This window comes from Nonomuraea typhae (assembly GCF_009760925.1).
GTDB lineage: Bacteria > Actinomycetota > Actinomycetes > Streptosporangiales > Streptosporangiaceae > Nonomuraea > Nonomuraea typhae.
The window spans coordinates 631,487-650,179 of the sequence record NZ_VRLV01000006.1; the positions used below are offsets into that span (position 1 = coordinate 631,487).

Sequence of the window (18,693 nt, forward strand, 5' to 3'; positions counted from 1 at the left end):
TCACGAATACGGGCCGCCCGGTGCAACAACGCCGGGCCCCCGCGTAATCCCCCGGGTCAGCCGATCCGCTCGGAGATCCACTGCTGGACGCGCTCGGCCACGCCCGGCTCGCGATACAGCGGCGCGCTGTGCTGGTCGCCCGGCTGCGTGACGACCGTCACGTCCACGCCCACCTGGCCGAGCATGTCCTTCAGCAACTGGCTCTGCACCGGCGGCACGAACTCCTTCTCCGCGTGCAGCATCAGCATCGGCGCGTCCTTGGCGCTGGCGTGCCAGGGCACCTCCATGCTGGCCCACACGCGCGAGCACTTGCCCTTGGGCTCGCACCCGCCGGCCAGCCGGATCGCGGCCAGGCGCAGGCGGCGCTTGTTCACGTCGGGGGACTTGTGACCGTCGGCGTAGGCGCGCAGCGGCGAGATCACCGGCGACAGCCCGACGACGCCCTTGAGGCCGGCGACGCCGTTGCCGTACGTGCCGACCGCCGCGGCGATGTGGCCGCCCGCGGAGAAGCCGACGACCACGAAGTTGCTCGCGTCGAACGCCCAGCGGTCGGCGTGCTTGCGGGCCACCGCGATCGCGGAGAAGGCGTCGCTGCGCTGCGCCGGCCACGACTCCTGCGTGGACAGGCGGTAGTTGAGGTTGAAGACCACGTACCCCTGGTCGGCATAGGAGCGGGCGATCTCCGTCATGTACTTCTTGTCGCCGCCGGACCACCAGCCGCCGTGAATGAGGAAGACGCCGGGACGCTTGTTGCCGTCGGCCGCCCACCACACGTCCATGTCCTGGTTGCGCTGCTGGCCGTAGTTGACGCTCTCGGCCGACAGGCCGCCCAGCCCGTTGGGATCGACGGGGAAAGGGTCCTTGGCTGCCGCGGCGGACGCCGCCGGCGTGAGCGCGATCGCAGCGGCGAGCGCGCTCGCGAAAACCGCAGTTCGCACGGCCTTCCCTTTCCCCCATGCAGTTTGTCGGGCCCCATTGTGGGGGAAATGACCGGCTCTTCGCATCTCGGCGTGGTGAACCGGTGACGGGCGGCATGTTGCCAGAATGGAGCCCTTCACCGCCACCGGCTGGGAGGATGAACGGGTGAACAGCGACGACGTACTCGCCGGGCTCGACCCCGAGCAGCGGGCGGTGGCCGAGGCCGTGCGCGGCCCGGTGTGCGTGCTGGCCGGCGCGGGCACCGGCAAGACCAGGGCCATCACCCACCGCATCGCCCACGCCGTGCGCAGCGGGTACGTCGACTCCCCGAGCGTGCTGGCCGTGACCTTCACCACACGCGCCGCCGGCGAACTCCGCCAGCGCCTGCGCGCCCTCGGGGCGCCCGGCGTCCAGGCCCGCACCTTCCACGCCGCCGCGCTGCGCCAGCTCACCTACTTCTGGCCCCGGGTCATCGGCGGCGCGGCGCCGTCGGTCATCGAGTCCAAGCTGCCCGTGCTGCGCGAGGCCATCAAGACGACCCGCACCAGCCCCGACACCCTGCGCGACCTGGCCAGTGAGGTCGAATGGGCCAAGGTCGTGCAGATCAGCCCCGAGGACTACGCCTCGGCCGCCAAGAAGCTCCAGCGCACGCCGCCGGTGGACGCCGAGGAGATGGCGCGCGTCTACGAGGAGTACGAGCGGATCCGGCGCGAGCGGCACCTGGTCGACTTCGAGACCATCCTGGAGCTGACCGCCGCGGTGATGAACGAGCACCAGGAGGTGGCGGCGCAGGTCCGCCAGCAGTACCGCTACTTCGTCGTCGACGAGTACCAAGACGTCAACCCGCTGCAGAAGCTCCTGCTCGACACCTGGCTCGGCGGTCGCGACGACCTCTGCGTGGTCGGCGACCCCAACCAGACCATCTACTCCTTCACCGGCGCCAGCCCCCGCTACCTCACCGGCTTCGCCGTCGAGCGCCCCGACGCCACCGTCATCAAGCTCGTGCGCGACTACCGCTCCACCCCCCAGGTCGTCGACCTGGCCAACCTCGTCATCGCCAAGGGCCGCTCCCCCCACCGCCTCGAACTCCTCGCCCAGCGCAAGGACGGCCCCAAGCCCGTCTTCACGGAGAACGACGACGAGCCGGCCGAGGCCGCCGGGGTCGCCCGCGCCATCCGCAAGCTCCTCGACAAGGGCGTGCCCGCCCGCGAGATCGCCGTCCTCTACCGCATCAACTCCCAGTCGGAGTCCTACGAGGAAGCCCTGTCCAAGGCCGAGATCCCCTACGTCCTGCGCGGGGCCGAGCGCTTCTTCGAGCGCCCAGAGGTACGGCAGGCCGTCGTCCTGCTGCGCGGCGCGGCCCGATCGGCCGCCGGCGAACCGCTGGCCGGTGAGGTTCACCACATCCTGACCGGCGTCGGCCTCACCCCCGCCGCGCCCTCCGGAGGCAAGGCCCGCGAGAAGTGGGAGTCGCTGCGCGCGCTGGCCGACCTGGCCGAGGACATGGCGGCCGAAGGCGCCGACCTGCCCGCGTTCGTGGCCGAGCTCGAACGCCGGGCCGCCGAGCAGCACGCGCCGCCCGTCGAGGGCGTCACGCTCGCCTCCTTCCACGCGGCCAAGGGCCTGGAATGGGACGCGGTCTTCCTCGTCGGGCTCACCGACGGGATGATGCCGATCATCCACGCCAAGACGGCCGAGCAGATCGAGGAGGAGCGGCGGCTGCTCTACGTCGGCATCACCCGGGCCCGCGAGCACCTGAACCTGTCCTGGGCGCTCTCCCGGGCGCCGGGCGGGTACAAATCGCGGCACCCGTCCCGCTTCCTCGACGGCCTGACCGGACGTCCGGCCACCACCCGCTCCGCCCCCGCCGCGTCCTCGCCCTCGCCCTCGGGCACACGCCAGCGCAGGCAGGTGGCCGTGCCGGTGTCCTGCCGGATCTGCGCCAGAAACCTCGCCACCGCAGCCGAGCAGAAGCTGGGCCGGTGCGCGAACTGCCCGGCGGACTACGACGAGGCGCTCCTGGAGAGCCTCAAGGCGTGGCGGACCGCCACGGCCAAGGAGGCGAAGATCCCGCCCTACGTCGTCTTCACCGACGTCACCCTGCAGGCGATCGCCGAGCGAGTGCCGCGCAACGAGCAGGAACTGCTGTCGATCGCCGGGATCGGGAAGGTCAAGCTGGACAAGTACGGCGACGCCGTCCTCGGTCTGTGCCGGGGCGCGTAGGGGACACTGCGGGGGACAGGTCAGACTTAGGGGGATATGGCACATCCGCAAGGGGGCGTTGGTGAACGAGGCGCTTAAGGAGCTGCTCGACCTGCTCGATCTGGAGCAGATCGAACTCGACATCTTCCGCGGCAGCAGCCCGGAGGAGCGCATCCAGCGGGTCTTCGGCGGCCAGGTCGCGGCGCAGGCGCTGGTCGCGGCCGGCCGTACCGTGCCCGGCGACCGGCACGTGCACTCGCTGCACGCCTACTTCATCCGGCCCGGCGACCCCGCCATCCCGATCGTCTACAACGTCGAGCGGGTGCGCGACGGGCGCTCCTTCACCACGCGCCGGGTGGTCGCCGTCCAGCACGGCAAGGCGATCTTCACGATGTCCGCCTCGTTCCACACGCCCGAGGAGGGCTGGGCACACCAGGCCGCGGTGATGCCGGCCGTACCCGACCCGGCGACGTTGCCGACGTTCCAGGACAAGCTGTATGAGCTCGTGGGCGACGAGCCCGGCTGGAAGGACTGGCTGTCCAAGCCGCGTCCCGTCGACGCCCGCTACGCCTCGCCGCTGACCTTCGAGGCGTCGCGCAACCCCGAGCTGATCAGCGCCGAGACGAACGTGTGGTTCCGCTACGACGCCGCGCTGCCCGACGACCCGCTGCTGCACGTCGTGCTGGCCGCCTACGCCTCCGACTTCACGCTCGTCGACACGATACTGCTGGCGCACGGCCTGTCCTGGGGCACCTCGAACGTCATGGGCGCCTCCCTGGACCACGCCATGTGGTTCCACCGCCCGTTCAGAGCCGACGACTGGTTGCTCTATGCTCAGGAGTCCCCTTGGTCAGGGGGCGCCCGTGGCTTGGCCCGCGGACAGATGTTCACCGCATCCGGAGATCTCGTGGTTTCCGTGGTGCAGGAGGCGATGATCCGCGAGATTAAGTCACAAAATCCCAGGTAGAAAATATGTTGCCCCTTCCCGGCTTCCCGGTTTAGGGTCATGGTCAAGCAAGTCGGACGCTCCTGTCCGGCTCTCTCAATGAACGGAGGTGAGTCCCGGTGATCTACATCAAGGAAATGTCGGCCATGCAGTGGCTCGCTTCCGCGCACCGCGACTCCGTCAACAGGCTCGCCGATGGGCCGGCCAGGTTCCGACGGGTGGAGTCTGCCCTCTTCGGCCAAGAGTCCGTCTTCGGCGCTCGCAAGGGCGCCATCGTCGCGCCGGTCTACGGAGTGGCAAGCGGCGTTGAGCCGACGAACGCACCTGTCATCGCAGGTGCCCTGAGCAACCCTGTGCCGACCCAGCAGATCACCAAGGGTGGACTGTGTGGTCCGCAACCCTGGAGGGATGCGCCGGTCATAAGTTGACCGGCACATAGCAGCCCCCAGGCCGCGGATCCACACACCGGATCCGCGGCCTCTTTGTTTGTCCGTGATCCCCGACCGCCTACGAGGTGCCCGACCAAGATCACTGAGATCCAAAAGAAGAAGGAGACGCAGATGGGGGCGAAGACGATCATGGACCTGATCGACGAAGCCAAGATCCCCTGCCGTACCGACCCCGACCTGTGGTTCGCCGAGTCGCCTGAGGACGTCGAGTTCGCCAAGGCGCTCTGCAGTGGCTGCCCGATCCAGAAGGCCTGCCTCGACCGCGCGCTCGAGCGCGAGGAGCCGTGGGGCGTCTGGGGTGGCGAGCTGATCCTCCGGGGGACCGTCGTTCCCCGCAAGCGGCCGCGCGGCCGTCCGCGCAAGCACCCGGTCGCCGCTTAGTCCCGCACCCGCACGCACGTCAAGAAAGGAACCCGCCGACATGAGCACGCTTCCCACCAGGAGCTTTGAGATTCCGTATCTGTATCAAGATCTGGTCAACGACCGAATACAAACCCTCCACCGAGAGGCGGAGGAGCAGCGCTTGATCAACCGTCTCCGCCGAGTACAACGTGCTCGCCGGAAGGTGCAGCGGGCCAATGAGCGCCTGCGTCACGCGCTGACCCGAGGACTCTGAGCCCGGAGGTCCTGCCGCCGGCGCAGGACCTCCGGTGAGGTCTCCTTCTGACAGAGGGCCCGGACGCCACCCGCGTCCGGGCCCTTTGCCGTACTCAACCCCATTCACCCGCTACAACCGGCGGCCCGGCCACACCCTTCCCGGCCCGGGGCGCTCACGCTCACGCTCACGATCACGCTCACGCTCACGATCACGCTCACGATCACGCTCACGATCACGCTCACGGCGAAACTGTGAACTCAGACAGCCTCAGTCGCCACCACCCGGGCCCGCGAGGCGGACGCGACCGCCACGGTCACGAGCGCCAGCACGCCCAGCGCCGCCCCGATCCACGCGACCGCCGCGTACCCGTACCCGGCCCCGATCGCCAGCCCGCCCAGCCAGGGGCCGGCCGTGATCCCGACGTTGAAGGCGGAGAAGTTCGTGCTGGCCGCCAGCGTGGGAGCCCCTTCCGCCAGCGAGAACACCCGCGTGTTCAGCGCCGGATTGGTGGCGAACCCGAACCCGCCCAGCAACACGGCGAGGATCACCGTGGGGACGGCCGACCCGGCGGCGAACGCCAGCGCCACCGAGGTGACGATCAGCCCGGCGACACCCACGTACAACGTCCCGAATGGATGCGCATCCGCCGTCTGCCCGCCGATGGTGATCCCGGCGAACGCCCCCACCCCATACAGCGCCAGTACGGCCGGCACCCATGCGGCAGGCAGCCCGGTGGTGTCGGTGAGCAGCGGCGCAAGGTAGCTGAACGTCACCAGCAGCCCGCCCGTGGACAACGCCGTCGTGCCATACGACAGCCAGAGCCGGGGATTGGCCATGGTCCGCAGCTCCCGCCGCAACCGGGGCGCCGCCTCGTCGGCCGGCCGCCCGCCGGGCACCGTGGCCAGGACCCCCACCATGGCCAGCAGCGACAACGCCGCCACCACCCAGAACGCGGCCCGCCACCCGAAATGCTGCCCCACGACGGTCCCGGCGGGCAGCCCGAAGATCGTGGCCAGGGTGAGCCCGCCCGCCACGACCCCCATGGCCTTGCCCCTGGCCGTGGCGGGCGCCAGGCTGAGCGCGGTCACGGTTCCCACAGCCCAGAACCCCGCGTACACGAAGGCCCCGACGGCCCGGGTGACGAACAACATCCAGTAACCCGGCGCGAGCGCCCCGGCCACGTGGGTCACCGCGAAGATCCCCAAAAACACCAGCAACGCGGTACGGCGCGGCCACCGCAAAGTCACCACCGCCAGAATCGGCGCCCCGACCAGCATGCCCATCGCGAACGCCGAAATCAGCAGCCCCGCCTCCGGCACACTCACCCGGAGGTCGGCGGCGATCTCAGTGAGGAGCCCGGCGAGCATGAGCTCCGAGGTTCCCTGGGCGAAGATCGCCAAGCCGAGGATGTAGACGGCTAGTGGCATCGGTACTCCCCAATATTAGACCGATCGGTTCATAATCAACGAGGAGCACCGTAACATGTTTTAGATCGATCAGTCCAAATACCGCAGGGCCACCACCGCGAGTAGCGCGACCAGCCCGCCGCAGATCATCACGGCGCTGACCGAGACCCCATCGACAACCCGCCCGCCAAGGAACGCGCCAAGCGCGAACGTAGCCTGGAAGGAAGAGGTGAAAAGAACCGTTGCAGCCTCGGGCGCATGAGGCGCAGCCGCCAGGAAGGACGCCTGCGAACAGACAGGCACGCCCCCATAGGCCAGCCCCCAGACCACCAGCAACCCCACGGCCCCCACGCCCGACCCGCCCACGACGGGCAGGAGCAACGTCGCACCCGCGATCAGAAGGACGCAGCTCACATATGTGACCCGAAGCCGCGTGCCCGCACCCCTGCCCGCCAGGAAGTTCCCGCCTATCCCGGCGACGCCGTACGCCAGCAGAACAGCACTGACCGCCGCCGGCGCCAGCCCCGTGACGTCCTGCAGAAACGGCGTGACATAGGTATAAGTCCCGAAATGCGCCACCACCACGAGCGACGTAGAGGCCAGCGCAACCCCCGCCCCCCGACTACGCAACACCTCAACCAGAACGCGCACGCTGGTCACCCGAGTGGCGGGAAGCGGCGGAAGCACCAGAACCAGCCCCACCAGCACCGCAACCGCCAGCCCCGCCAGGACCAGAAAAGCAGCCCGCCACCCCGCAAGCTCACCGATGAGCGTCCCGGCGGGCACCCCGAGAACGGACCCCAGGGGAACAGCCGAAAAGATCACCGCCGTAGCCGCCCCAACCGCCCGAGGCGGGACCAGCCGCCCCGCCAGCCCGGCCCCGATGGACCAGAAGCCCCCGATCGTCAGCCCGACCAGCACCCTGGACACCAGCATGACCCCATAGGAGTTCGCGACGGCGGCCAGCACATCGGCCACGGCGAGCACCGCCATGAGCACGCACAACATCACCCGCCGATCTAGCCGCGCGGTGGTCAACGTCACAACAGGCGCCGAGATCGCGGCCACCACCCCGGGCAACGTCATGGTCAGCCCGGTGACACCATCCGAAACCCCGAAATCACCACCAATAGCGGTCAGCAGTCCGATGGGCAGGATCTCGCTGGTGACAATGGTGAAAATCCCCAACATGACCGCCGCGACCGCCAGCCAGCTGACAAGCGGCGAACGCGGCCGGGCAAGAGTGATGGTTGACATGGTTCCCGTCCCGAGCAGATGAACCTTCCGGGCAACCAGCCAAGCAGCGAACAACCCGCACACACTGGCACGTTTCAGACGTCACCACTACCATCCCAGGTGCCGGGGTGCCGGGGTGCCGGGGTGCCGGGGTGCCGGGGTGCCGGGGTGCCGGGGTGCCGGGGTGCCGGGGTGCCGGGGTGCCGGGGTGCCGGGGTGCCGGGGTGCCGGGGTGCCGGGGTGCCGGGGTGCCGGGGTGCCGGGGTGCCGGGGTGCCGGGGTGCCGGGGTGCCGGGGTGCCGGGGTGCCGGGGTGCCGGGGTGCCGGGGTGCCGGGGTGCCGGGGTGCCGGGGTGCCGGGGTGCCCACAACCCTGTCCTAGTTGCTCCCGTCCGGCGATATGCCGCCACTTCCGGTCGGCCCCACATCCGCAGCGGCCTCGGTTACCCGCCCATCGCATGCCACGCGGCACAAAGCCGGAGCACCGCGAGGCCGGGGACGTGCCTAGGCAGGCGCGTCAAGCCGGAGCGGGCAACGGCGGAGCTGCGGCCGGTTGAAGGGGCCTGCGCAGTTAGGGGATGGGGAGGGTGTCGGGGGCTTGGTCGGGGTCGTCGGCGAAGCCTGGGACCCACTGGAGCACCTCGTCCCGGAAGCGGGCCGTGGCGCCGAGCTGGCACAGGACGCCGATGCCAGCCGCATGAACGCGGTGGATGAGGACGTACGACACGGGCAGGTTCAGCTGGCGGACCACGTTCGTGGGGCGGAGGTCGGTGGCGCTGGCGGCCTGGGCCTGGAGCCATTCGCGGCTGAAGGTGAACTCCTCGACGGCCGTGGGTTCGACGTAGGGGGCCAGGAAGGAGCGGAGGGCGTCGGGGTCGATCTCGATGTGGGGGCGGATGAAGCCTTCCGCGCGCAGGCCCGAGATCACGGTGTCCATGTCGCCGTGGTTGAAGATGCGGGTGAGCTGGCCGAACGCCTTGGGGTAGCCGTCGGGCAGGCGGTTGACGGCGCCGAAGTCGAGGATGCCCAGGCGGCCGTCGTCCAGCATGCGGAAGTTGCCCGGGTGGGGGTCGGCGTGGAGCATGCCCACGCGGGCCGGGGAGCAGAAGAGGAAGCGGACGAGCAGGAGGCCGGCGCGGTCGCGCTGTGTCTTGGTGCCGTCGGTGATGATGCGGGACAGCGGGGTGCCGTCCATCCATTCGGTCACCAGGACCATCTCGTTGGCCGCGATGACGTCGGGGACGAGGAAGTCGGGGTCGCCGTGGAACTCCTGGGCGAAGGCGTGCTGGGCTTCCGCTTCGCGGAAGTAGTCGAGTTCCTCGGCCACGCGTTCGCGCAGCTCGGCCAGGACGGCCTTGATCTCCAGCCCGGGGAGGAGGGCGCCGAAGAGCTTGCCGAGCCGGGCCAGCTGGGCGAAGTCGCCCAGCAACGCCTTGCCGGCGCCCGGGTATTGGATCTTCACCGCGACCTGGCGGCCGTCGTGCCAGACGGCGCGATGGACCTGGCCGATCGAGGCGGCGGCGGTCGGCCGGTCGTCGAAGGAGACGAAGTTCTCGCGCCAGTCGTCGCCCAGCTGCTCGGCCAGGACCCTGTGGACGGTCGCGGTGGGCAGGGGCGGGGCGGCGTCCTGGAGTTTGGTCAGGGTCGCCCGGTAGGGGCCGGCGATCTCCGGTGGCAGGGCGGCCTCGAAGATGGACAGCGCCTGGCCCAGCTTCATCGCGCCGCCCTTGAGCTCGCCGAGGACCTTGAAGATCTGTTCGGCGGTGCGCTGCTGAATCTCCTGTGCGACGATTTCGGCGGACTTGCCGCCCAGGCGCTTCCCGATGCCCAATGCGGTACGGCCGGCGAAACTGATCGGAAGCGTGGCCAGCTTGGCGGAGCGCGTCACAGCGCGGCGCGGAAGATCGCTCACCCTAGTTCGCGACGTCCGGGTAGACGCCACTTCCCCCTTCCGTGGTCGACCCTGGTGCGCGGGGTCGCTGACTCGGCCTGGTGGCTTCCAGGCCAGCTGTCTCCCCAGGTGCCCGCCGGGTGCGGGCGGTGTTGTGCGGTGCCCCCATGTGGTGCCGCCCTCGCTGGGTGCGAGGTGTTGCTCCTGTGACCTTACGGCTCGGCCGTCGTGGCTCGGTGGGCGGACCCCGGCGCCGGGCGGTAGGAAGTGGGCGGGTTCAGCCGCGGGTGGTCGCTCTGACCATTCTTAGCGAATCAGGATTGTTGCGTATACACCTACATTGTGGGTGGATTGCCCAGGTACGCCGTTTTCTTTGCCAATCAGGCCAAATGTCGATTGTGCCGTTGGTCACAATCGACGGCCGGCCGTCCAGGTAGGCGAGCGCGTGCCGGGTCGCCTCGGCCGCCGTCAGCGTCGCCAAGGTGGTGTCGCAGGCGATCTCGCCCGCCGGATACCCGCCCAGATGGGCGGTCACCATGGGCCAGCCGCGGTCGCGGTCGCGCCGGGTCAGGTCGAGGCAGTGCAGGCACGCGCTCTGGCTCGGATGCACCAGCGGGCCCACCGTGCCGTACCCCTCGAACGCCGACACCAGCAGATGCGGGATGTTCAGCGCGGTCAGCTCGGTGACCAGGATGCCGTCCAGCGGCCCGACCGGAGCGAGGATGACCAGGTCGGGCAGGTCGGAACGGTCGTTGAGGTACGGCCCGCCCGCGATCAGCCGGACATAGGGCTCGGACGGCTCGTCCGGCGCCGGATTGTGAGAGGACGGGGCCGAGATCACCCGATCCGCGGCGGCCACGGCCGCCTCCTCGCGCGGCAGGTCGAGCTCCGCCCAGGTCAGGCCGCCGGGGACCAGGTCCTCCGGACGGGTCAAAGCCGGATCGATGACCCGGATGGTGCCCACGCCGCTGGCCGCCAGGAGATTGACGATCGAGGCGCCCACCCGGCCTGCGCCGTACACCCTGACTCTGCGCTCACGGCGGTGGCCCAGGATGGCCAGGCCGCCGGCCGGGGTGTCGCGGGACAGGTCCAGGGCGTCGAGGTCGGGGCGGAGGCGGTCGCGTTCGAGGAGGGGCAGGTCCTGAAGGGGAGTAGGCGGTACCGAGGCGTCGTCGAGAACCCCCTGGGCGGTCAGCTCGGCGATCAGGGTGCGGGCGTCGGGCTCGGGCATGCCGGCCTTGGCCGCCGCCTTCAGCGCCTGGGACAGGTCCTGGGTGCCGTCGAGGGACTCGATCCAGACGCGGAGCGGCTCGGTGAGGTCGGTGACCATGACCGCGTGCTGGGGGTGCACGCCGAACTGGAGGGTGCGCTCGTCGCGGAGGACGCGGCGCAGGGCGGGTTTCACGCGGGGCCTCATGGCGGTCAGGGTTCCACGGCCGGGATGGGTTGTGGGCGGGGTTCTCCTGGGCTGTGGATAACTTTCGCCGCAGGTCACGGAGCTGTGGACAACCGGCCGGTGACATCTCCCCACAACCCAGGCGATCCGGCACCCCGCCCGGGCGGAGGGGCACGGGTGAGCGGGGAAGGGGCGGGGTTACGATCCTCGGCATGAGCGAGCTCTTGGTCGATCATTCGGACAACGGTGTCGTGTGGGTGACCTTCAACCAGCCCGACCGCCGCAACGCCATGACCGACGCGATGACCCGCCGCTGGTCCGAGACCATGGCCGAGCTGGCCGGCGACAAGACGGTCCGGTGCGTGGTGGTCACCGGGGCGGGCAGCGCGTTCTCGGCGGGCGGTGACCTGTCGTGGATCGCGGGCGGGGCCGATGCGTCGGTCCCCGACCTGCGGGATCGGATGCTCACCTTCTACCGGACGTGGCTGTCGGTCACGAACCTGGAGGTCCCGACGATCGCGGCCGTGAACGGCGCCGCGGTGGGGGCGGGCCTGTGCGTGGCCCTGGCGTGCGATCTGGTGTACGCCGCCGACGACGCCAAGCTGCTGGCTCCGTTCACCTCGCTGGGCCTGCACCCGGGCATGGCCGCGACGTACCTGCTCCCCAGGGCGGGAGGCGCCCGCCTGGCCCGCGAGATGCTCCTCACCGGACGTGTCCTGACAGGTACTGAAGCAGCATCAGAAGGCTTGATAAATCGGTCATTTGCTGGAAATGAGCTAAGAGCTGCAGTTCACGAGATCGCCACCAAGGTCGCCACAACAGCCCCGATCGCCGCCAAACTCACCAAAGTCGCGCTAAATCGGGACCATCACGATCTCGAAGCCGCGCTCCGCTGGGAGGCTCTCGCCCAGCCCGTGACCATGGCCTCCGCCGACATGCTGGAGGGCCTGAGTGCCCATCGGGAAAGGCGAGTGCCCAAATTCACCGGCTCTTAATCATCTGACCAGCGAAAACGGGCCTCACCCCCTGTGGAATTCGCGCCGTGTCGGCTAACGTGCATATGTGCCCCCCGAGACAGTCGAGGTCCGTCGAAGTTCTCGTCGCCGGCGTACGGTCTCCGCATACCGAGACGGCGACAAGACGATCGTGCTCCTGCCCGCATGGCTGAGTGGCGAAGACGCTGATGAATGGGTGAGCCGGATGCTCGATCGCCTGGCGGCCAAGGAACGGCGTCGCAGACCCACCGACGAGGGCCTCCTGGCAAGGGCCAACGAGTTGTCGGCGAGGTACCTCGACGGCAAGCCCAAGCCCGCCAGCGTCCGCTGGGTCGACAACCAGCAGCACCGATGGGGCTCGTGCACCCCCGAGAACGCCACGATCAGGATCTCGACCCGCCTCAAGGGCCTGCCCGAATGGGTCATCGACTACGTCATCATCCACGAGCTCGTGCACCTGCTGGTGCCGAGCCACGGCCCCCGTTTCTGGGCTCTGGTCGAACAGTATCCCAAGGCCGAGCGGGCGCGTGGCTTCCTTGAGGGATTCTCCACCGCCGCGAACACCGCGCCGGAGGAATGTTGATCCGCACGGTAGCGGTTCTCGCACGTCAGGGCATGGGGCGAGCGGCTCCGGACGGCGTGGACCCGGAGGAGTTCCGCGCCGCCATGGCCGAGGACACCTACGAGATGGTCGCCGCCCTCGACCTGGTCACCCCGGTCCTGGTGACGAGCGTCCCCGGCCTGGAGGACATCGTCTGGCCCGGCACCGACATCATCCCCATAAATGACGACGAACCCCTGAAAAGCATCATCAACCGCCTCCCCGGCGACCAGGCAGCCGTCATCGCCGCCGACGCCCCCGACCTCCCCCCGCTCCTGGTCGGCAAGCTCTTCCGCGAACTCGGCCGGGCCCAGATCGCCCTCAGCCCCTGCGAGTACGGCGGAGCCGCCGCGCTGGCCTGCCACCTCCCCCTCCCGGGCTGGGCCGCCCCCGACCTCGACGCCGACGACCCGGTGGCCGACCTGCGCGCCCAGGCCCCCGGCCGCCGCATGGTGGCCGCCTCGCCCGGCTGGCACCGCCTGCGCACCCGCGACGACACCCTGCGCCTGGACCCCGGCCTGGAAGGCTGGGACAACACCCGCGCCCTACTCGGGAAGTACTAACCGGGCCACCACCGCCCGATGATCGGTCCCGGGCACGGTGTGGACCCCGAACTCCCTGACCCCGATCGGCGCGGACACCAGCACGTGATCGATCGCGATGATCGGCGGCACCCGCTGGTTCGCCGGCCAGGTGGGCACCAGCCCGGCCCCCACGGAATCGGCCGCGTCCTTGTACCCACGGGCCAGCACGCCGCGCAACGCCGCATGGTCCAGCGTGGCGTTGAAGTCCCCGGCCAGGATCCGCAGCCCCTCGGCAGGGGGAAACGCCGCCATGGCCGCCCGCCACTGCACGACCTCGGCTCCCGCGGGCGGGAAGGGATGCGTCGCGACGATCTCCACCGGCCGCCCGCCGGGCACCTGCACCACCGCCCCGGGCATCTGGTGCCCCACCCCGGCCGGCATGACGTCCCATTCGCGCACCGGATGCCGCGAGAACAGCCCGGTGCCCCCGGAGCCCTCCTCCGCCCGCAGCACCCGGTGCGGCATCGTCTCCGCGAGCCCGGCGGCGTCCAGTTCCTTGACCGCGCCGGGAGTGAGTTCCTGGAGGCTCAGCACGTCCGGCCGCGCCCGCCGTACCAGATCCATGAGGGCGAGCGGATCGGCCCGCCCGAGGAACAGGTTGGCGCTCAGCACCGTGAACGGCCGCCCCGAGGCCGTGGAAGCGGCACCGAGGGCGCGGGGCAGCACGCACAACCCGAGCGTGGCCGTGGTCGCCAGCGCGACGGCGCTCGCCGCGCGCCGCCGGCCGAGTGCCGCGATCAGCAGGGGCGCGACAGACCCCAGGGCCGCGTACGGCGTGACCGTCATGAGCTGGGTCAGCGGCCCGCCACGCTCCAGCCCGGCCACCCGGGCCACCGCCCAGGCGGTGAAGGGGGCCAGGGCGACCCACGCGAGCCGCCCGCGGGCGGGCCGGCGCGGCGGGGTGACGATCGTGCCCCCGATCGGGCTCTCGGCGGGGATTTTCACGGCAAGAGCCCCCTAGATGAGGTCAGGCGAGACCGAGCAGCATCTCACGTCCGCGTCTGGCCAGCCGCCTGGTGGCCTCGTCGGACAGGTCGGGGATCCCGTCCACCGGGAACCACCGCAGGTCCAGCGACTCGTCGCTGATCACCGCCTCGGCCCCTTCGGGCGCCACGGCGGCGTACTCCACGTCCAGGTGCCAGGACCGGGGCGGGTGACACCACACCTCGTGCCGGTCCAGCGCCAGAGGCCCGACCAGCAGCCGAAGTCCTGAAATACCGGACTCCTCCGTGGCTTCCCGCAGGGCCACCCCGGCCAGCGTCGCGTCGGCGCGCTCGCAGTGACCGCCCATCGGCAGCCACATCCCCGCCTTCGGGTGCAGCGTCAGCAACACCCGCGACCCGTCGTGCGACAACACCGCGGTCGTCGCCGTCAGATGCCCGGGCACGCATGCGCGGTCCATCGCGTCATCGTGCGCCGCCAGGTGCTCCAGGAACTCCTTGCGGAGCACCTCTTCCTCGTCGGTCGGCGCGACCCAGCCGGTCAGCACCTCGACCGCGTCGGAACGCAGAGTCACCCGGACTCTCCCGACGGCGGCTCGTCCAGCTTGGAGATGTCCCAGGCGGACTCGCCCTTGACGAACGCGTCCGGGTCGTCGAGGTCCTCGGCCCGCGGCATCAGGTCGGGGTGGCCCCACACCGAGTCGCGGCCGTCGAGCCCGCGATCGGCCTCCAGCGCCTGCCACAGCGCCGCCGCCTCGCGCAGCCTGCGCGGACGCAGCTCCAGGCCGACCAGGGTGCCGAAGGTCAGCTCGGCGGGACCGCCGGTGGCGCGGCGCCGCCGTACCGTCTCCGCGAGGGCGTCCGCGGAGGGCAGCTTGCCCTCGGCGGCGGTGTCCACGACGGTGGCGACCCAGCCCTCGACCAGCGCCAGCATCGTCTCCAGCCGGGCCAGCGCGGCCTTCTGCCGGTCGGTCTCCTCGGGCTTGAGCAGCGCGCCGCCGCTCAGGGCCTCCTGGAGCGCCTCGGGGTTGCTGATGTCGAGGCCGCGGATCTGCTCCTCGAGTGCCGAGGTGTCGACCGTGATGCCCCTGGCGTACTCCTCGACGGCGCCGAGCAGATGCGAGCGCAGCCACGGCACGTGCTGGAACAGCCGGTGGTGAGCCGCCTCGCGCAGCGCCAGGTACAGCCGGATCTCGTCGGCGGGCAGCTCCAGGCCGTTGCTGAAGGAGGCGACACCGCCCGGCAGCAGCGCCGCCGTGTCCGACAGCGGCAGGCCGATGTCGGAGGTGCCGATCACCTCGCGCGCCAGCGAGCCGAGCGCCTGCCCGATCTGCTGGCCGACCATCATGCCGCCCATCTGCTTCAGCATGCCCATCAGCGGCCCGGCCATCTGCTGGGCCTCGGCGGGCAGGCCGGCGCCGCCGAGCGCGCCGCCCATGGTCTCGACCATGCGTTCGGCGATCGGCTCGCACAACTTCCGCCACACCGGGATGGTGTTCTCGATCCACTCAGACCGGCTCCACGCCTGCGGGTTCGACACCCCGCTCGGCAGCGCCGTGGCCTCGTTGAGCCACAGGTCGGCGAGGCTGAGCGCGTCGACGATCTGGCGGCGTTCGCCCTCCATCACCGATGGATCGCCCTCGGCGACCACCGCGTGACGGGCGATGTTCTTGGCCATGTCCCAGTTGACGGGGCCGGAGCCCTGAGGCGCCGACAACATGTCGGCGAACTGGCGCATCGCCTGAGCCATCTGCTCAGGGTTGCCGAACATGGCGAACGGGTTCTCGTTGGGGTCGTTTTCGCGACCTGGCAGGTCAGTCACCGCTCTACCTCGTGCAGGATGGAGGAGTCCACATCCGCCACGTTAGCCGTCCTACGGCGGATCAGTGCAAAGTGAGGACCTGGTGCCTACCTCGAAACGCCCGCGCCAACCGGTCGTCGCCGTCACCGGCGCGGCCTCCGGCCTCGGCCGCGAGTTGCTCGCAAAGCTCGCGCACTCCGCGGATTTCCGCAGGGTGGTGGCCATCGACGAACAGCGCGGCGACGTCCAAGACGTCACGTGGAGAGTGATCGACGTCCGGGATCCGCTCTTGGCGAACCGCATCTCCGACATCGACGTCCTGGTCCATCTGGCCGGCGACTACGCCGTCGACTCCGACCCGGCGGAACGCCGCGCCTACAACCTGCGCGCCGCCCAGACCGTGCTCACGGCCAGCGCCGCCGCGCGCGTGCGGCGCGTGGTGCTCGTCACCAGCGCGATGGTGTACGGCGCGGCCCCCGACAACCCGGTCCCGCTGCCGGAGGACTCGGCGGTCGCCGCGGAGCCCGACACCGGCGTCGTCGGCGACTACCTGGAGATCGAGGCGCTGGTCCGCCGCGCCCTCAGGAGCAACACCGGCCTGGAGGTGACCGTGCTGCGCCCGGCCGCGGTCGTGGGCCCGGGCGTGGACACCGTCATCACCCGTCACTTCGAGTCGCCCAGGCTGCTGGCGGTCAAGGGCTGCAACCCGCGCTGGCAGTTCTGCCACGTCGAGGACCTCGTCTCAGCCCTGGAACTGGCCGCCCGCGGCCTGGTGACCGGCGTCGTGGCCGTCGGCTCCGACGGCTGGCTGGAGCAGGAGCAGGTGGAGGAGCTGTCCGGCATCCGCCGCCTCGATCTGCCCGCCGGGCTGACGTTCGGCACCGCCCAGCGCCTGCACCGGCTCGGCATCACCCCGGCCCCCGCCACCGACCTGCACTACGTCGTCTACCCGTGGGTCGTCGACTGCGTGGCGCTGCGCGAGGCGGGCTGGAAGCCGGCCTGGACGAACGAGGCGGCCCTGGAGCAACTGCTGGAACTGCGCGAGAACCGCACCACCGTGGTCGGCAGGAGGCTGCCGGTCAAGGAGGCGACGCTCACCGCGGCGGGCGCCACCGTGGCGGTCATCGGCACCGCCGCCATCGTCCGGCAGGTCCGCAAGAAGCGCCGCCTGTAGGCTGCTTGCGTGGACGTCATCCGGTTGCTAGGGATTCGTGACACCCCGTTGTCCGTGGACGAGGTGATGGCCGCCGTGGGTGACCACGCGGCGGGCGGCACGACGCTGTTCGTCGGCACCGTGCGCGAGCAGGACCACGGCAAGCCCGTGACCCGGCTGTCGTACTCCGCGCACCCGTCGGCCGAGGAGGAGCTGCGCAGGGTGGCCGAGAAGGTCGCCGCCGACTTCCCGGTGACGGCCCTGGCGGCCGTGCACCGCACCGGCGACCTCGAGCTCGGCGACATCGCCGTGATCGTCGCCGCGGCCTGCCCGCACCGGGGCGAGGCGTTCGCCGCCTCGCGCCGCCTGATCGACGACCTCAAGGCCGAGGTGCCCATCTGGAAACATCAGGTGTTCGCGGACGGGTCGGCCGAGTGGGTCGGCGCCTGCGAATAAGCTCTCCTCCATGTCACGACGTGCCCTGACCCTGCTGGTGGCGGGCTTCATGGTGCTTGCCCTCGGTGTCGTCGGCGCCCTCATGAAGGTGCCGTACGTCGTGCTGAGCCCGGGCCCCACCGAGAACACCATCGGCGAGGTCGACAAGAAGCCGGTGATCTCGATCACCGACCGCCAGACCTACCCGACCGACGGCGCGCTCAGCCTGGTCACCGTCGCCTACCAGGGCGGACCCGGCAGCCGCATCGACCTGATGACCGCGCTGCGCGGCTGGCTCGACCCGAACGTGGCGGTGGTCCCGGAGGAGACGATCTTCCCGGAGAGCCGCACCGCCAAGCAGGTCGAAGAGGAGAACACCGTCGAGATGGCCAACTCGCAGGACAGCGCCACGGCCGCCGCCCTCACCGAACTCGGCATCAAGTACGGCACCGCCGTCACGGTGGTCACCACCGAGAAGGGCCAGCCGGCCGACGGCAAGCTGCTCAAGGGCGACGAGATCAACGCCATCGACGGCAAGAAGGTGACCGACACCGAGATGGTCCAGGGGACCGTCCGCGCGCTGAAGGCGGGCACCGACGTGGTCTTCAACGTCACCCGGGGCAAGGAGACGCTCGACGTCACGGTCAAGACCACCCAGGGCGACCAGGGGCGCAGCAAGGTCGGCCTGAGCATGCAGGCCAAGTACAAGTTCCCGTTCAAGGTCAGCATCAGCGTGGGCGACGTCGGCGGCCCGAGCGCCGGCCTGATGTTCGCCCTGGGCATCATGGACAAGCTCACCCCCGGCTCGATGACCGGCGGCAAGTCCATCGCCGGCACCGGCACCATCACCCCCCAGGGCGAGGTCGGCCCGATCGGCGGCATCGCCCAGAAGATGGTCGGCGCGAAGAAGGCGGGCGCCACGGTCTTCTTCGCCCCCGCCGACAACTGCGCCGAGGCGCTGAAGTCGGTGCCCGACGGGCTGCGGCTGGTGAAGGCCGAGACCCTGCACCAGGCGGCGCAGGCGCTGGAGTCGATCCGGGCCGGAAAAACTGATCTTCCCGCATGTTCGTCCAGGTGAAACTTCTGACGCCCGTCGTGCGTTAGCCGTACGGCTGGCACACCGGTGTAGGTTGCCAGAGCGA

General features: G+C 70.4%; 18 protein-coding genes. 10 read left to right on the forward strand and 8 right to left on the reverse strand.

Annotated elements, in window-relative coordinates:
- Positions 1 to 56: 56 nt before the first annotated feature.
- Positions 57 to 938, reverse strand: a complete 882-nt coding sequence (locus tag FVE25_RS25770; protein ID WP_246267428.1) for an alpha/beta hydrolase — start codon at positions 936 to 938, stop codon at positions 57 to 59.
- 106 nt (positions 939 to 1,044) lie between these two features.
- Here FVE25_RS25770 and FVE25_RS25775 point away from each other — a divergent pair, with 106 nt between their 5' ends.
- The 4 genes from FVE25_RS25775 to FVE25_RS25790 all read left to right on the forward strand — a co-directional run bounded on the left by FVE25_RS25775 (position 1,045) and on the right by FVE25_RS25790 (position 4,896).
- Complete coding sequence (locus FVE25_RS25775) at positions 1,045 to 3,141, forward strand: ATP-dependent DNA helicase UvrD2 (protein WP_181019711.1); 2,097 nt, start codon at positions 1,045 to 1,047, stop codon at positions 3,139 to 3,141.
- A gap of 61 nt (positions 3,142 to 3,202) precedes the next feature.
- Entirely contained in the window at positions 3,203 to 4,087 is an 885-nt protein-coding gene (locus tag FVE25_RS25780; protein ID WP_157249597.1) for an acyl-CoA thioesterase, read from the forward strand.
- Between the two features lie 98 nt (positions 4,088 to 4,185).
- Complete coding sequence (locus tag FVE25_RS25785; protein WP_157249598.1) at positions 4,186 to 4,494, forward strand: hypothetical protein; 309 nt, start codon at positions 4,186 to 4,188, stop codon at positions 4,492 to 4,494.
- A gap of 132 nt (positions 4,495 to 4,626) precedes the next feature.
- Positions 4,627 to 4,896: a WhiB family transcriptional regulator gene (locus FVE25_RS25790; RefSeq protein ID WP_157249599.1), complete on the forward strand. Its 270-nt coding sequence runs from the start codon at positions 4,627 to 4,629 to the stop codon at positions 4,894 to 4,896.
- Positions 4,897 to 5,370: 474 nt separating this feature from the next.
- Here FVE25_RS25790 and FVE25_RS25795 read toward each other — a convergent pair whose 3' ends face one another.
- From FVE25_RS25795 to FVE25_RS25815, 4 genes are all read right to left on the reverse strand, one after another.
- Complete coding sequence (locus FVE25_RS25795) at positions 5,371 to 6,540, reverse strand: Cmx/CmrA family chloramphenicol efflux MFS transporter (RefSeq protein ID WP_157249600.1); 1,170 nt, start codon at positions 6,538 to 6,540, stop codon at positions 5,371 to 5,373.
- Positions 6,541 to 6,609: 69 nt separating this feature from the next.
- Positions 6,610 to 7,776, reverse strand: a complete 1,167-nt coding sequence (locus FVE25_RS25800) for an MFS transporter (RefSeq protein ID WP_157249601.1) — start codon at positions 7,774 to 7,776, stop codon at positions 6,610 to 6,612.
- Positions 7,777 to 8,325: 549 nt separating this feature from the next.
- Positions 8,326 to 9,642, reverse strand: a complete 1,317-nt coding sequence (locus FVE25_RS25810; protein ID WP_425489500.1) for an ABC1 kinase family protein — start codon at positions 9,640 to 9,642, stop codon at positions 8,326 to 8,328.
- Between the two features lie 280 nt (positions 9,643 to 9,922).
- A complete protein-coding gene (locus FVE25_RS25815) occupies positions 9,923 to 11,062 on the reverse strand; it encodes a ThiF family adenylyltransferase (RefSeq protein ID WP_157249604.1) in 1,140 nt (379 codons plus the stop codon).
- A gap of 191 nt (positions 11,063 to 11,253) precedes the next feature.
- Between FVE25_RS25815 and FVE25_RS25820 the strand changes: the two genes are divergently transcribed.
- From FVE25_RS25820 to FVE25_RS25830, 3 genes are all read left to right on the forward strand, one after another.
- Complete coding sequence (locus tag FVE25_RS25820; protein ID WP_157249605.1) at positions 11,254 to 12,036, forward strand: enoyl-CoA hydratase/isomerase family protein; 783 nt, start codon at positions 11,254 to 11,256, stop codon at positions 12,034 to 12,036.
- Between the two features lie 205 nt (positions 12,037 to 12,241).
- Entirely contained in the window at positions 12,242 to 12,619 is a 378-nt protein-coding gene (locus FVE25_RS25825) for a M48 metallopeptidase family protein (protein ID WP_343046159.1), read from the forward strand.
- Positions 12,620 to 12,651: 32 nt separating this feature from the next.
- Positions 12,652 to 13,200 (forward strand): hypothetical protein, encoded by a 549-nt coding sequence (locus FVE25_RS25830; RefSeq protein ID WP_246267435.1) that lies wholly within the window; start codon positions 12,652 to 12,654, stop codon positions 13,198 to 13,200.
- Here FVE25_RS25830 and FVE25_RS25835 read toward each other — a convergent pair.
- Genes FVE25_RS25835 through FVE25_RS25845 form a run of 3 tightly spaced genes read right to left on the reverse strand, consistent with a single transcriptional unit; the run spans position 13,183 to position 15,933 of the window.
- Entirely contained in the window at positions 13,183 to 14,166 is a 984-nt protein-coding gene (locus tag FVE25_RS25835) for an endonuclease/exonuclease/phosphatase family protein (RefSeq protein WP_246267436.1), read from the reverse strand. The two genes, FVE25_RS25830 and FVE25_RS25835, sit on opposite strands and share 18 nt — an antisense overlap.
- A gap of 22 nt (positions 14,167 to 14,188) precedes the next feature.
- The gene (locus tag FVE25_RS25840) at positions 14,189 to 14,737 is read right to left on the reverse strand and encodes an NUDIX hydrolase (RefSeq protein ID WP_157249607.1); all 549 of its coding nucleotides are present in this window, start codon (positions 14,735 to 14,737) and stop codon (positions 14,189 to 14,191) included.
- Positions 14,734 to 15,933: a zinc-dependent metalloprotease gene (locus FVE25_RS25845; RefSeq protein WP_157249679.1), complete on the reverse strand. Its 1,200-nt coding sequence runs from the start codon at positions 15,931 to 15,933 to the stop codon at positions 14,734 to 14,736. Before FVE25_RS25845 ends, FVE25_RS25840 begins: the two co-directional genes overlap by 4 nt.
- A gap of 130 nt (positions 15,934 to 16,063) precedes the next feature.
- Here FVE25_RS25845 and FVE25_RS25850 point away from each other — a divergent pair, with 130 nt between their 5' ends.
- From FVE25_RS25850 to FVE25_RS25860, 3 genes are read left to right on the forward strand one after another with little or no spacing between them, the layout of a single operon-like run.
- Positions 16,064 to 17,137 carry an NAD-dependent epimerase/dehydratase family protein gene (locus tag FVE25_RS25850; protein ID WP_157249680.1) on the forward strand — a complete coding sequence of 358 codons (1,074 nt, stop codon included), beginning with the start codon at positions 16,064 to 16,066 and terminating at the stop codon, positions 17,135 to 17,137.
- Between the two features lie 9 nt (positions 17,138 to 17,146).
- Complete coding sequence (locus FVE25_RS25855) at positions 17,147 to 17,572, forward strand: molybdenum cofactor biosynthesis protein MoaE (RefSeq protein WP_157249608.1); 426 nt, start codon at positions 17,147 to 17,149, stop codon at positions 17,570 to 17,572.
- 10 nt (positions 17,573 to 17,582) lie between these two features.
- On the forward strand, positions 17,583 to 18,629 hold the full coding sequence (locus tag FVE25_RS25860) for a YlbL family protein (protein ID WP_157249609.1): 1,047 nt from the start codon (positions 17,583 to 17,585) through the stop codon (positions 18,627 to 18,629).
- Positions 18,630 to 18,693: the final 64 nt, after the last annotated feature.